This is a genomic window from Vibrio sp. La 4.2.2 (assembly GCF_027586995.1).
Lineage (GTDB): Bacteria > Pseudomonadota > Gammaproteobacteria > Enterobacterales > Vibrionaceae > Vibrio > Vibrio mediterranei.
The window spans coordinates 212590-227370 of sequence record NZ_JAPPTJ010000004.1; the positions used below are offsets into that span (position 1 = coordinate 212590).

A 14781-nucleotide genomic window follows, 5' to 3' on the forward strand; every position below is an offset into this window, starting at 1 on the left:
TTGGTTACCTCAAGGCGCTAGAATGCTTTTGGCGTGTGTGCACTTATCATTCTGCAAGCCTTATCGGAGTGATTAGTAAATTTATGTGGAATCGTTGTATCAATAACGTAAGACTCCCCTGCCTTTATTAGGTAGGTCTCCCCGTTATATTCAAGTTCAACTTCACCACTTAATACGGTGCCGACTTCTTCACCTTCATGCTTGATATTGGATGCGCCCGTTGTACTGTTAGGCCCATATTCTTCAATAAGAAAGCCGATTTCTTGTTTATTGCTGCCATTGTTAACCAACTTCATTGAGACATTTTCACTGCCAATTTCAATGAGGTCTTCTGGTTTAACCACGACCTTAATCTCTTTGTTTTCTTGTTGCTCAAGAGTAAAAAACTCTGAAAGAGACAACGAAAAAACGTTCACTATTTTTTGCAGAGAACTCACCGAAGGACTCACTTTGGCATTCTCGATTGAAGAAATAGCGCTATGGGTGATGCCCGCTTTTTCTGCCAGTTCTCGTTGTGAAAGTCCTCGCTCTTTTCTTAGTTGAGCGATATTTTTACCAATCTGGTGGTTATCCATGCATTCAGCCTCTAAATTACTGTGAAGCTGACATAATAAATTCTTTAAATAAAATTTGTGAGAAATGATTGTGTTTTGCTTGCCATTCTGGGTGCCACTGCACGCCAACAAAATATTTTTGACCAGGCAGACTAAAAGCTTCTACAAGTCCATCAGGTGCTTTAGCTTCTACTTTTAAGGTTGTAGCCAGCTTATCAACCCCCTGATTATGAAGCGTATTTACTTCAAACTTCTCCGTTTGATTCCACTCTGCTTTCACTAACCATTGCTGAAAGACGCCGTCATTTTCAACATAAACAGGATGAGCGGGCGCATACTTCTCATTGAAATCTTTTGATTCGTTTTCACGATGGTCATCGAACCCCGCTTCGTGAACTGCAGGGTTTAGGCTTCCCCCTAACGCCACGTTCATCTCTTGGAAACCACGACAAATACCAAGGCACGGAATGTTCATATCTATAGCACGACGTATAAGCTGAATAGCTAATTCATCTCGTGCTTCATCTTTCTTTAATTCTTCATGTGAACCGTTGTATCGATGAGGCGCTACATTGGAATGACTACCAGGGAATAACAGTCCATCACAAACCGCCAACACTCTATCTAACTCACTGTCTTCTATTACAGATGGAAGAATGATTGGTGTGCCACCGAAGTCTTTCACTGCTTGAAGGTAGAACTCATTCAATGCCTGTATCTGATATCCAGCGAGCTCTTTCTTACAGCTTACGAGTCCTATTATCGGTTTTCTTATCTCAGACATTGTCACACTCACGTTCGATTTATTTAACAAAAACCGTACAACCCATGTACAAAATTATCAACACAAGTGTTCAAAATAGGTTCCAAATCGTGACTTCGATCTCTATTTTGTTCAAAAAAAGCACTAATTTCGCTCGATATATTGAGCAAAAGGCGATCAACTGTTACAAATTAGTTAACGTTTAACAAGGTCGAAATAATCACCAAATTAAACAAATCACAATAAAAACAATTACATAAGTTTATAAAACAGCCAAAAACCCCATTTAAGACATGGCTTTTGTGTTCTTTTTGTTAAACACTAAGCTAATTTTTCATCAAAGAGTGGGGCCACTAGGAGTAGTAAAGATGGATACCTATTTACAGGAAGTTAAAAATTTTCGACAAAGTTGGCCAGAAATTAAGTACGTTGACCTCATTTTCACGGACGTCAACGCAACACCACGCGGTAAACGCATACCAGTAGATTCCTTAGACAAGTTAGTGAAAGGTGTTGCTCTTCCTCTTTCTACTATTACGCTCGATACCAAAGGTGCTGTTGTTGAATCAGCAGGATTAGGTGAAGATCTTGGCGAACCTGATAACCTTTGCTTTCCTGTCGCTGGCACTTTGCTACCAACTGCAAAGGAAGGTACCGGACAACTGCTACTCAGCATGATGGAAGATGACGGAAAAACCCCTCACCGTTTGTTTATCCGCAACATCATCGACCGTATGTTGAATACTTTGCATTCCAAAGGCATGTTTCCAGTTGTTGCTTTAGAGCTCGAGTTTTACCTCATTGATAAGGAACGCGGTGAAAATGGTGAACTACAAACCGCTATTAATCCGACGAAGAACCGACGAGAAAGAGATACCGAAGTTTATGATGTCGATGGGCTTGATGATTATGCTGACTTCCTAGCTGAGCTCAACGCTGCAGCTGCTGATCAAGGTTTAAATACGGCTGGTGCGCTATCAGAATCTGCACCGGGTCAGTTTGAAATTAACTTTAATCACTCGCAAGACGTACTTCGCGTATGTGACGAAATCATTTTCTCTAAGCGTCTTATTAAACAAATCGCCCACAAACACGGTTTTGATGCCACATTCATGGCAAAACCTTTCCTTGAAGAAGCAGGAAATGGACAACACATGCACATCAGCCTTATCGATGAGCAAGGCGATAACCTGTTTACCAGTAAAGACGATGACTCTGCAAGCCCACTGTTCTACCAAACTATGGCTGCAATGTTATCGCAGATTTCGGATGCGATGGCCCTCCTATGTCCTAACGTGAACTCTTACCGCCGTTTTGTGCCTGGTGCTTACGTACCAACAAAAGCGGATTGGGGTGAGAACCACCGAGGCGTAGCCCTTCGCGTTCCAATTAGCGATGGTAAAAACCGTCGTATTGAACATCGCATCGCAGGTGCGGATGTCAATCCATACATTCTCGCTGCAGTAGTACTCTCAGCCGTATTAGCGAGTGATAACTATACCCAAGAACAATGTCCACCAGCTCTTAGTGAAAACGCCGTAGACCTACCAACGCGTATGTCTGATGCACTGACACAGCTTGAAGCCAGTGAATTAGGTGCCTTTTTCTCTCAAGACTTTATTGATATGTATCTCGCTTGCAAACGAAGTGAACTGGCCGAATTCGAACGCATTATTACACCGTTAGAAATTGATTGGATGCTTCACTCTGCATAACGAAAGGAATGAGTTTTATGACTACGCAGACAAAGGCGCTGGAGGCGCCGCTCAAAATAAGCAGTAAACATTTGGCGGTTAGCCTTACAATAGTCTTCCTGTTTATAACCTTTACCTCGATTGGACTCAATCATGTCGAAGGCGAAAGCTACGGCTGGTTGGCACTGTTACCGACATCGTTAGTACTTGTCTTTGCATTAACCACACACCGCACCGTTGAAGCACTATTCAGTGGCACCATTGCCGGTGTCCTACTGCTTGACCCTACTCAAGCAGTAGAACAGATCGTTGGCATTTCGATGGATGTGATGATGAATGAAACCATCGCATGGATCATTCTCGTCTGCGGTCTAATGGGTGGCCTGATTGCGATTCTAGAAAAAGGTGGCAGTATCCTTAGCTTCAGTGACATGCTGGTGAACAAAGTTAAGAGCCGCAATCAATCGCTATTGATGACATTTTTTCTAGGTATTCTGATTTTCATTGATGACTACTTGAACGCCATTGCGATTTCGTCATCAATGAAGAAAATTACTGATGGCTATCAGGTTTCACGCGAGAAGCTCGCTTATCTTGTTGACTCAACGGCAGCACCTATCTGTATTCTGGTCCCAATTTCTACTTGGGCTATCTTCTTCAGTTCTCTATTGGAAGCCAATGAAGTTGCTGAACCGGGACAAGGTATTGCTGCGTACATTCAAGCCATTCCGTATATGGCTTATGGCTGGGTAACGTTGGCGATTGTTTTCTTCGTAGCTATTGGCAAAATGCCAGACCTAGGCGCAATGAAAAAAGCAGAAGAGCGCGCTCGCAACGGTCAAGTTAAACCAGATGGCGCAACAGATATCGACTTTGGTGCTGACATCAAAGCACACTCAAACCCGACTATGGGACTAATTAACTTCCTATTGCCAATGGTTGTTCTGGTCGGAGCCTCTTGGTACTTCGGTATTGACCTATTAGCAGGTGTGTTTGTTGCCATTATCTTTACTATCTGTTTCTACGGCATTCAAAAGCTAGTCACCATGAATGAACTGTTCGATGCAGTGTACGATGGCATTAAGGTCATGTTACTGCCTCTAGCTACAGTGATTGGCGGCTTTATGCTTAAGAGTGTTAACGACTCATTGGGGCTAACACAGTACGTAATTGAGACTGTAAGCCCATACTTGTCAGCACAGTACTTCCCAGCCCTGATCTTCCTAGTAACAGGTGGCCTTGTCTTTGCATCAGCATCATCCTGGGGGACCTTTGCGGTCGCAATGCCAATTATTCTTCCTCTCGCGGAGCAAATTGGTGTTCCACTGCACTTAACCATCGCCGCTATGTTGTCAGCATCAGCAGCAGGCAGTCATTCATGTTTCTTCAGTGACTCCACGGTGCTATCGGCTCAAGGATCTGGATGTACATCAATGCAACATGCCGTAACGCAGTTCCCATATGCGTTGATTGGTATTGTCGCGACCACCCTATTCTTCATAGTCGTTGCATAACAGCGATCTAAGAATGCCAAAGGGATACCTACTCAGCGGGTATCCCTTTTTTTGTTCCGTTCTCTAGCTTTTTGATTTCGAAAAAATAGCACCTGTTCTCACTTTCCTACAAATATGTGTCTTACACTCTTGAAGCATTTAAACATAATAGCCTTACATTTTGTAAGTTATTGTAAAGAGTATCATTCTTATTTAATTGCTTGATTTAAATCAATTTTACTCAATCATTTTTGTTGTTTTATTGTGATACAAACGACCATACTGTAACTACAAAGATCGGATGTATTGCAGTGGAATGGACGTGCACAGTGTTAGTTATTTTCCTTATTCGCATTCGCTTTTAAGGACATTTCAAATTATGGAGATGAAAATGAAACACCATAGTGGCGCAGGAAAAGGGCAATGCCCAGTGATGCATGGCAGTCATACTCGAGTTGGTGGTAAAGGTACACAAAACCGACAATGGTGGCCTAATCAACTTAACCTCAGAATTCTTCATCAGAATGATAAAAAAGGTAACCCGTACGATCCTTCCTTCGACTACAAGAAGGCATTTCTAACACTTGATCTAAAAGAAGTTAAGCAAGCTATCGAAACGGTTCTTACCGATTCAAAAGACTGGTGGCCCGCTGACTATGGGCACTATGGTCCCTTTATGATTCGTATGGCTTGGCACTCGGCTGGCACTTACCGTACGGCGGATGGACGTGGCGGTGCTAACTCAGGCAACCAACGTTTTGCACCACTAAACAGCTGGCCAGATAATGGTAATTTAGATAAAGCTCGTCGCCTGTTATGGCCAGTAAAACAAAAATATGGCAAAGCTCTTTCATGGGCAGATCTATTTATTCTTGCAGGTAATGTTTCCATAGAATCAATGGGGCTAAAAACCTTTGGTTTCGCGGGTGGCCGTGAAGATATTTGGGAACCTGAGGAAGACGTTTATTGGGGCATGGAAAGTGATTGGTTAGGCGATGAGCGTTACTCCGGCGATCGTCAACTAGAGAATCCACTCGCTGCGGTACAGATGGGACTTATCTACGTTAACCCTGAAGGACCTAACGGGGAGCCAAGCGTCCTTGCTTCTGGCCGTGATATCCGAGACACATTCGCTCGAATGGGCATGGATGACGAAGAGACCGTTGCACTTGTTGCCGGTGGCCATACATTCGGTAAAACGCATGGTGCAGGCGATCCTGAACTGATGGGCCCAGAACCGGAAGCGGCACCAATGGAAGAAATGGGCTTCGGTTGGCGTAACCACTTTGGCAGCGGCTTGGGAGATGACACAACAACCAGTGGTATCGAAGGAGCTTGGACTCCAAACCCAATCCAATGGGACAACGGCTACTTTGATATGTTGTTTGGCTACGATTGGGATCTTGTTAAAAGTCCAGCTGGCGCTTGGCAATGGGTACCTGTAGGGGTTCCAGAAGACCATATGGCCCCAAAAGCTCATGATGCATCACAGAAAGTCACCACTATCATGACCACTGCCGATATGGCAATGCGTATGGACCCTATCTACGGGGAAATTTCTAAACGTTTCCATAATAACCCAGACCAATTCGCAGATGCTTTTGCACGCGCTTGGTTCAAATTGACTCATCGTGATATGGGACCAAAATCTCGCTATCTAGGCGAAGAAGCTCCGAGTGAAGATCTCATTTGGCAAGACCCATTACCTGCAGTTTCTGGTGACATGATCGATGACACAGACATTAAAGAATTGAAGCACAAGCTCCTTACTTCAGGCCTAACCATTTCTGAACTGGTTTACACCGCGTGGTCATCCGCATCGACCTTCAGAGGCTCTGATTTCCGCGGGGGCGCTAACGGAGCACGTATTCGCCTTGCGCCTCAACGCAGCTGGGAAGTAAACCAGCCAGCGCAACTTGAACGTGTTCTAGCAACCCTTGAAGCAATTCAAGAGGAGTTCAATCAAGCTCATGGTAACAAAGTGGTTTCCATTGCTGACCTGATTGTCCTTGGCGGTAACGCTGCGATTGAAAAAGCAGCCCTAGAAGCAGGTACTAACGTTGAGGTTCCATTTACTGCTGGTCGCGTGGACGCAATGGCTTCTCAAACCGATGAAGCATCCTTTAATGTTCTCGAACCCGTAGTCGATGGATTCCGCAACTACGCACAAAAAGCCTACTCAGTGTCTGAAGAAGATTTACTGCTAGATAAAGCTCAACTGCTAACACTAACAGCGCCAGAAATGACTGTTTTGATTGGTGGTTTGCGTGTTCTAGGCGCAAACTTCGGCAATAGTGAGCATGGTGTTCTTACAGAGCGTAAAGGTGTTCTTAGCAATGATTTCTTCATCAACCTAACCGATATGAATGTCGAGTGGCGTCCGAGTAACGAAGAGGCTACGGAGTTTGTCGGTTTAGAGAGAGCAACAGGTGCAACCAAGTGGAAAGCCACACGCTCTGACTTGGTGTTTGGTTCAAACTCGCAACTGCGTGCGTTGGCAGAAGTATATGCTTGTGATGATGCCAAAGAGACCTTTATTTGCGACTTTGTTTCCGCCTGGGTCAAAGTGATGAACGCGGACCGTTTCGACATCTAATTACGATAAACCCATAAGCAAAAGCCACTTGTTACCAAGTGGCTTTTTTTGTTTCTAGGATCGGTTCGGCATGAACCTAATTCCAGTTAAGTACTCTTACCTCATTGCCTTCTTCGGGCTTTCGAGGAATGTTAAGTGACAACAATAGTGAAATCGCGGCCATACCTGCGCCTATATAGAACACACTTGAAGGTGAAATCAGCCAAATGAATCCAAAGGTAACAGGAATGACAACAGCTGCAATATGGTTAATGGTAAAGGATACTCCCGCCGTAGACGCCATATCCGCTGGGTCTGCGATTTTTTGGAAATAGGTTTTGATAGCTAACGCTAGCGCAAAGAAAAGATGGTCAATAACGTAAAGCGCCGCAGCCCATTCTGCCGTTTGAACCAGTCCATAACCCACAAAAACAAAGATCAGTCCAACATACTCAAACATAAGAGCCTTACGTTCACCAACAACACCAATAAACCGACCGATTTTTTTAGCAAATAAGAAGTTAAACAAGTAGTTAATTAAGAAAAGGAGTGTGATATCAGAGACGCTATAACCAAACTTTTCCACCATTAAGAAACCGGCAAAGACGGTAAAGATCTGCCTTCTTGCTCCACTCATAAACGTTAGGGCATAATACAGCCAGTAACGCTTACGCAGCACCAGCTTTTTAGTCTGAGGGGTTTCCGTTTTAAACTGTGGGAAAGCCAAGGCAATAAACAGCACTAAGACAAAACCAATACCGCCACTAATTCCATAAACCCATACGTAGTCTAGCTTGAACACCTCAACCATCACCCATAGCGCGCCATAGGTTAAGAGCGAAGCTAATGCTCCTACAGAGATGAGTTTACCCAGCACTTCAGGCGCCTCTTCTTTGCTTAACCATTGCAGTGACAAGGATTGCTTTAGTGTTTCAAAGTAGTGAAACCCAGTCGACATAATCAATGTAGTAATTAGCAAACCGGCAACAGAGGGAAACATACCCGTAATCGCCGTGCCAAAGGTCAGTAGTAACAAAGAAACAATCATGAACTTCTGTTCTCGAATGAACAGTAAAACAAAGACGGTAGTGAAGGCTAGAAATCCAGGGATCTCACGAACACTTTGCAATAGACCAATGTCGGAACCATCAAAATTAGCTTTCTCAATTACGAAGTTGTTCAGCAATGCCATCCAACTCGAAAACGCAATTGGCACTATAATCGAGATAATGATGAGAAAGTTTTTTGGGGTTCGCCATCCGCTAGCGCTTTGCGTTGAAGACATTATCAATTCCTAAGGAGCTATTATTTTTAATTTGGGAAATGTATGCTCACGATTAGACATGAGTTTTAGTGGAGTCTAATACGTTGACACAGATAAATAAATTAAAAGTCACCACCTGCAACTTATGTAATTTTGTTGAGCCACCGTTTGCCTATTATGAGATGGAGAACATCTACACGGCAAAACAATGGCAACAAAAAACACTGTGGCTAAAGCAAACGCTGAGCGAACTCAACTCCGATGTCGTTGCTTTTCAGGAAGTGTTTTCGGTTGAAGCGTTGCGGGCTTTAGTTAAATCATTGGGTTATGGTTATTTTACTTACAATACAGAGCCACGGTTAGAATCCGGATATATATATTCTCACCCTGCTTTAGCTTTTGCTTCTCGTTACCCAATCGTCCGCCATTCAAATCTCACCTCCCTTGCGCCCTTTGAAGGCGAGTTCAGCCGTCCAGCATTACATATTTCCTTGAATATTGAGGGGTTAGGGGAATTGGACATGTACAATGTTCATCTCAAGTCAAAAAGACCAACGCTTCCTGACGAGAATCTAGACGACAAGTCTACTGTCGATGCTTGGCTCGTTGAAACGCAAGGTCAGACACTTTCATCGCTGGTGCGAATTCAAGAGGCAGGCGCGTTGCACCAAGCAATAGTGCAAAATAAACAACGCTACCACCGACCTTTTCTACTGCTTGGTGATTTCAACAACAGTATTGGCAGCAACGAGTTCGAACCGTTTCGAAGCCAATACCGTCATCGAAGGAAAGATACCCGCGCAGACATCAAAGCTTATCATTTTCACGACAGTTGGGATTTAGTGCCAAAAGGTAAGCCGGTTCGCCCGGTGGATGAGATTAAGCCACCTATCACTCATTACTATGGTGAATCTGGCAGTCGATTAGACTATATTCTTCTATCCAGTGAGTTTTGCCCTAAGTATGAACGCTCAATGTTTGAAGTGACTGACTATCAGCTTACTAACAAGCATATTATTGACCCCATATTTGGCATTGATGACCTCAGTACCGACCATGCTTTGGTTTCTGTCTCGTTTGAAACACGTGCCTAATCTCAACCCAATAAGATAAAGCGCTTGCTTATGATAAAAAATTCAATTAGTTATAGGGGTTAACAACATCACAAGCGAGGAGGCTGACATGAACGTTATTATTCGACCAACAGAACTACGAGACGCAGAGGGTCTGAGTCAGCTCTATTCGCAACCAAAAGCACAACGAGAAACCCTGCAACTGCCTTTACCTTCGGTCGCAATGTGGCAAGAAAGACTAAGTAATATGCCTGTCGGGGTGTATAGCTACGTAGCCGAATTAGACGGAAAAATTGTCGGTAATATTGGACTGGAACACTCTCAGCGCCCAAGAACGGCACACTGTGCAAGCTTTGGGATTGGAGTTCATGATGAATATCATGGTTTAGGCATTGGTAGTCGATTGGTGGAAACCGTGTTAGACCTAACAGATAATTGGCTCAATGTTCAAAGGGTACAGATCGAAGTAAACGCCGATAATAAAGCAGCTATCGCCCTCTACTCTAAATTCGGTTTTGAGATTGAAGGTGAGGCGCTGTGCTCAGTCTTTCGAGACGGTGAATTTATCTCGACGTATTATATGGCTCGACTGAAAGATCAATTGTAGTGTCAACTTTACCAAGAACACGAGTTCACCGTGTTCTTGGTACTCGCCTCTCTTCTGTCAGCAAATCTGTCCTGCACCCACTTTACTGTCTTTATCACAATTAAGCGCAACCTGAGCGGCAAGTCTCAGCCCCTCGACAATCTTATCCAACGACATAGTCGGCTGACTGCCGTCAATATCTTGCTCAGGTAACAATGGAACGTGAATGAAGCCATGTTTAATACCACTACCCCGTAAGTAATGTTGCACACCGTAAAATAGGTGATTGCACACAAACGTCCCCGCCGTATTAGATACCTGACAAGGAATACCTTGTTGTTGGAGTTTTAGTGTTATCGCCTTAATAGGCAGCGTACTGAAATACGCATCAGGCCCATCGCGCACAATCGGAACATCAATCGGTTGATTACCGTTATTATCAGCGATACGGAAATCATCGACATTAATTGCAACTCGCTCAGGTGTAATCGCAGCTCGCCCAGCCCCTAAGCCAACCGTTAGAACTACGTCTGGTTGGTGGGTCTCAATAGCGGCAATCACTGTGTCGATAGATTCATATCGTGTGACGGGTACTTTGCATACCTGTATTTCTGCACCCTGGAGCTGCTGATTGGATAATCGCTTGATCGCTTCCAACGCAGGATTAATCGTGTTGTCTCCAAACACATCAAAGCCCGCTATCAACACTTTTTTCATTTACTACCCAGCCTATTATTGGTTTCTTGGTTTAACTTAGGTAGAGTACGCCACCAGTCATTATCTGCAAGAGATAGAATCTGATGAATATTGAAAATGATGTAATTGAAACGCTTGAGCAGCTAGAGAACTTTCTCATTCAAGTAGAAAGTGGGGCATTGGGACTAAAAGATGTCGCTGGCATCGCGTTAGCAACCTCTAATTCTGATGGTCGTCCATTTGTGGCTGTATTAAGCGACAAACACAAGCTCCTGCTAGGTCGTTGGGTATCTCAAGATGTGTATGAAAACGGCAAAGACTTGGTGAGAACAGGCCCAAAACGCAACTAATATCGCCGGCTGATAGAAAGTAAAAAGGTCTAGACTGCGCTAGACCTTTTATTTATCACAACAATTAGTACTTAACTTGATAGTTCAAAGTAAACGTACGTCCGCGACCTTTGTAGTCATACAGTGCTGGAGTACCGCTATACCAGTATGTTGCACGCTGACTCCAAGTGGTTTGGTAGTCAGCATTGAACAGGTTCTTGATACCAAACCCAAGGCTACCCACTGGCAGCTTGTAGCTACCCATTAGATCAACAACGGTATAACCTTCAAGTTTACGATCATCCGCATCTTTATAGTCAAACGTTGACAGACTTTGTAGCTTCACGTTGTAGTTGTCTTCATACCAGCCTAGCCAAGCACTTGCTTTTGGAACGCTAGCTTCCATCGCTTTATACGCTTCCCAACCAGAGTCTGCTTTCTCTTCAGAAACCACATAATGCCCTGTAGCACCTAGTTGAAGATTGTTGGTTGCCCAATACGTTAACTGAGCTTCCGCACCGTAGATACGGATTGGGTTGGATATACCTTTAATACTTTGATCAGCCGAGTATTCAACCGAACCATCAGAGTATGAGTAGTATGCAGCCGTTTGCAGTGACACTTTATCCCAATCGCTACGATACCCCACTTCGTAGCTATTGGTACGAATTCCATCTAGTTTAGTATCGTTAACATTGACCGACGGATCTTTGCCGTAGTACTTCGCTGGGTTTGCTAGGTCAAAGCCCTGAGAGAAGTTAGCCCAAACTTGCGAGGTTTGATCTAGATGGTAAATAGTGCCCAAGTTGAACAAGTTTGCAGAGTAGTCCGTTTCACCACCCGGAACGAGCGCTGTACTCGCATTTTTCTTGAAGTCATCTACTTTGGTGTTCATGTACTGATAACGATAGCCACCCTGAAGCGTCCAGTCGGTGGTCAGTGCGTATTCAGCTTGAACAAAACCCGCTAAGGCATAGGTATCAATTCCTGGATAACGTCCTTGAATAGAATCAATTTTGTTAACCAAGCCACCAGTATTTTCCGTGATGGTTTGATTGTAAAGCGCCTGATCGCTAGAGAATCGGTCAATAAATCCATCAACACCATAGGTTAATTGCAGTTTATCAAACGACTTACTTAACGCCGTTTTTAGCGCGAAGATATCGGTATTTTGGTTAGATGAACTTAACTTAAGTGATGTTCCACCATCTTGGGTGTATGGCGAGAACGTATGGTCTTCCTTACGATACGATAGCTCAGCAATGAGCAAATGATTCAGAAAGCTTTGATTGGTGTACTGCGCACTTAGCATATAGCGCTCAGTACCTTGCTGACGATCAGCTTCATAACCTTTGCGTACATCAACAAACTTATAGACACCACTGTTGTCCTTCTCAAAGTACAAACCGTAAGGCGAATCTTGTTGACTATTGTAGTACTGAGCTAACAGGTTAAGGTCTTGAGTATCGGTAAGGCTAATTTGCATATTACCCAATAAGTCGACTGTCTCGTTGAACTGAGTCGAGCCTTGAGTGATATCTGGCGTCACCATTTTACCATTCGCATCGTAGTAAGCTTGTGTCTTATTGTAGGCAACCGACGCACGACCTCGCACTTTATCGTTACCACCAGAAACAGACTGAGCGAGCTTATAATCACCGTCTTCACTAGAGTTAAAGCCTGAAGTACCACCGACAAATGATTCAAATTGAAGATCGTTGCTTTGTGCTTTTTTTGTCACAATATTGATGACACCACCACTCGAACCAGCGCCATATACCGACGTCGCACCGGATAGTACTTCAATGCGTTCGATATTAAACGGGTCAATGGAGTCTAACTGACGACTAATAGAACGTACTGACTGCAGTGACACGCCGTCAATCATTACCATTATGCTTCGACCACGCAGGTTCTGTCCCGAATGCGTTCGACCACCACTATTTACATCAAGAGAAGGCACTGTCGCCGCAAGGATTTCATCTAAGTTCTTGCCTGCGCGATATTGTTCTTCAATTTCCTCTGTACCCACATACCAAACCGTACCTGGAATTTCACTGATACTCTTTGGAGTGCGGCTCGCTACCACCACCATTTTTTCATCGGTATTCGTAGCAGTATTTGACGATTCAGTTTCCGCCACTGCTGAAGCTGAAACACCTGACACTATCATGGTCGCCAAAATGGCGTTAAGGGGGAACTTCCTTGAGCTGATTTTCATTTTATGACTCTTTTACATTTTTGGTTATTAACTCTAATTATCGACTGCGCTATTGATGTAGCACGTCCGCGCCACAAGCGAAACGAATGATAAATGATAATTATTACTATTTCTATTATTAATTTGTCACGTTTTGCAATAATTAGTCGTTAATAACCCATTTATATAATTGATATTTTTGTTATTTAAGAGGTGGCTAATTCTTTTAATGCTCTATCTTCATAACGTTCCATGTTAATGTTTCCCCAATTCATAAGGCCATTAACAGCCTCGATATCAAATGCTGCTTGATCGGCAACTTGATTTATTATTTTCGCCGCACGCCATGCTGCCAAACTTAATTGTGGCTCAGCAATTCCGTGTGAATGTAAACCTGCATTCACCACAAATACATTACCTATTTCATCGCTGTCACTCATTTCAATAGAAAATGCTCCATTGAGTCGAATCTGTCTGTTTTGGTCACGCTTAAAACTACTTTCAAGTGCTTTAGCACAGGAAGGTAATTGCCCTTGATACCCCGTTGCCAGAATGACTATGTCGGCATTGTCTTCCTCGTCTGTTTCAGTGATTGCGTTAGCGTATTTGAGCTTCAGCCCTTGTGATGTTTCTTCCAGTGCCGTCAAAGTGCGATGGGGGAGAAGCTCTATCCAACGCTTTTCCTTCATAACGTCAAATCGTTGATATAACTCTTGATAAATCTCCAATAGGCATTTCTGAGTAACACCGTCAGATGTAAGTTTTTGATGGGCGATTTCACGTTGTTTTACCTTGTCGTTTAATCCAATAAACGTATCAACGTATTCTGGGGTAAAGTATTCATTGGTAAAGGCAGCTTCATCTAAAGGTTGATAGTTCGCTCTTCTTGTCACCCAGTTTAAATGACTTGGTTTACCCCATTTCTCCCTTAAAACATTTAGGAATATATCGGCACCAGACTGCCCTCCTCCAATAATGGTGACTCTTCTTCCTGTTAAGTTCCGCTCTCTCAAACCAATTTCGGCCGCATGAAATACATTGGCGCCCAGAGAAGGCTTAGTACATTCAGGAAAATACGGGGTTTTGCCTGTTCCAAGACAAATATGTCGGGCACGATAAACCAAATCTTTAGTGTGAATATGATATAAGCCATCGTGCTTCTCAATATTCTGTACCGCACTATCAAACACAACGTTAGGCATATTTTTACTTGCCCAAGAAAGGTAATCAGAAAATTCTTGTCGGCTAATACAACTCTGTTCCGTACTCAAAAAACGATAATACTTTTTATTAGAGACGAGGTAATTTAAGAATGAATATTCACTCGTCGGACAAACTGCGCTTACAAGATCTTTTAAGAAATGGGTTTGCATATTGGCACCATCCAGTAATAACCCCGGATGCCATGAAAACTCACTTCGCGCCTCTAAGAATACGGTTTTTAGTGTATTAACTTCATTAGACAGCGCAGCAATGCTCAAATTGAAAGGACCTGCGCCTATCCCTACAAGATCGTATATTTCGTGTTGCTTTGAATTTGCCATAGTAGTCGTC

General features: G+C 43.5%; 12 protein-coding genes. 6 read left to right on the forward strand and 6 right to left on the reverse strand.

The annotated features are described in order from the left end of the window. Positions 1–17 precede the first annotated feature (17 nt). Entirely contained in the window at positions 18–575 is a 558-nt protein-coding gene (gene puuR / locus OH456_RS10390; RefSeq protein ID WP_006070391.1) for an HTH-type transcriptional regulator PuuR, read from the reverse strand. A gap of 16 nt (positions 576–591) precedes the next feature. Continuing rightward, positions 592–1338 carry a gamma-glutamyl-gamma-aminobutyrate hydrolase family protein gene (locus tag OH456_RS10395; protein ID WP_252039198.1) on the reverse strand — a complete coding sequence of 249 codons (747 nt, stop codon included), beginning with the start codon at positions 1336–1338 and terminating at the stop codon, positions 592–594. Positions 1339–1685: 347 nt separating this feature from the next. On the opposite strand from OH456_RS10395, the gene OH456_RS10400 reads away from it, so the two are divergent. The 3 genes from OH456_RS10400 to katG all read left to right on the forward strand — a co-directional run bounded on the left by OH456_RS10400 (position 1686) and on the right by katG (position 7100). Beyond that, on the forward strand, positions 1686–3032 hold the full coding sequence (locus OH456_RS10400) for a glutamine synthetase family protein (protein ID WP_270033418.1): 1347 nt from the start codon (positions 1686–1688) through the stop codon (positions 3030–3032). Between the two features lie 17 nt (positions 3033–3049). Then, positions 3050–4525, forward strand: a complete 1476-nt coding sequence (locus OH456_RS10405; RefSeq protein ID WP_006070388.1) for a Na+/H+ antiporter NhaC family protein — start codon at positions 3050–3052, stop codon at positions 4523–4525. Between the two features lie 370 nt (positions 4526–4895). Further along, the gene (gene katG, locus OH456_RS10410) at positions 4896–7100 is read left to right on the forward strand and encodes a catalase/peroxidase HPI (protein ID WP_242456578.1); all 2205 of its coding nucleotides are present in this window, start codon (positions 4896–4898) and stop codon (positions 7098–7100) included. A gap of 76 nt (positions 7101–7176) precedes the next feature. Here the strand turns inward: katG and OH456_RS10415 are convergent, their stop codons facing one another. Beyond that, positions 7177–8364 (reverse strand): MFS transporter, encoded by a 1188-nt coding sequence (locus OH456_RS10415; RefSeq protein ID WP_006070386.1) that lies wholly within the window; start codon positions 8362–8364, stop codon positions 7177–7179. 83 nt (positions 8365–8447) lie between these two features. Between OH456_RS10415 and OH456_RS10420 the strand changes: the two genes are divergently transcribed. Beyond that, a complete protein-coding gene (locus OH456_RS10420) occupies positions 8448–9437 on the forward strand; it encodes an endonuclease/exonuclease/phosphatase family protein (protein WP_270033419.1) in 990 nt (329 codons plus the stop codon). Positions 9438–9525: 88 nt separating this feature from the next. Beyond that, a complete protein-coding gene (locus OH456_RS10425; RefSeq protein ID WP_031494714.1) occupies positions 9526–10023 on the forward strand; it encodes a GNAT family N-acetyltransferase in 498 nt (165 codons plus the stop codon). Between the two features lie 57 nt (positions 10024–10080). Here OH456_RS10425 and pcp read toward each other — a convergent pair whose 3' ends face one another. Next, positions 10081–10719, reverse strand: a complete 639-nt coding sequence (gene pcp / locus OH456_RS10430) for a pyroglutamyl-peptidase I (protein ID WP_236109345.1) — start codon at positions 10717–10719, stop codon at positions 10081–10083. An 83-nt stretch (positions 10720–10802) separates the two neighbouring features. On the opposite strand from pcp, the gene OH456_RS10435 reads away from it, so the two are divergent. Next, positions 10803–11048, forward strand: coding sequence for a hypothetical protein (locus OH456_RS10435; RefSeq protein ID WP_270033420.1), 246 nt, complete (start codon positions 10803–10805; stop codon positions 11046–11048). 64 nt (positions 11049–11112) lie between these two features. On the opposite strand, the gene OH456_RS10440 is transcribed toward OH456_RS10435, so the two are convergent. Next, on the reverse strand, positions 11113–13248 hold the full coding sequence (locus OH456_RS10440; RefSeq protein WP_270033421.1) for a TonB-dependent receptor: 2136 nt from the start codon (positions 13246–13248) through the stop codon (positions 11113–11115). A gap of 185 nt (positions 13249–13433) precedes the next feature. Then, positions 13434–14771: a lysine N(6)-hydroxylase/L-ornithine N(5)-oxygenase family protein gene (locus tag OH456_RS10445; RefSeq protein WP_006070380.1), complete on the reverse strand. Its 1338-nt coding sequence runs from the start codon at positions 14769–14771 to the stop codon at positions 13434–13436. Positions 14772–14781: the final 10 nt, after the last annotated feature.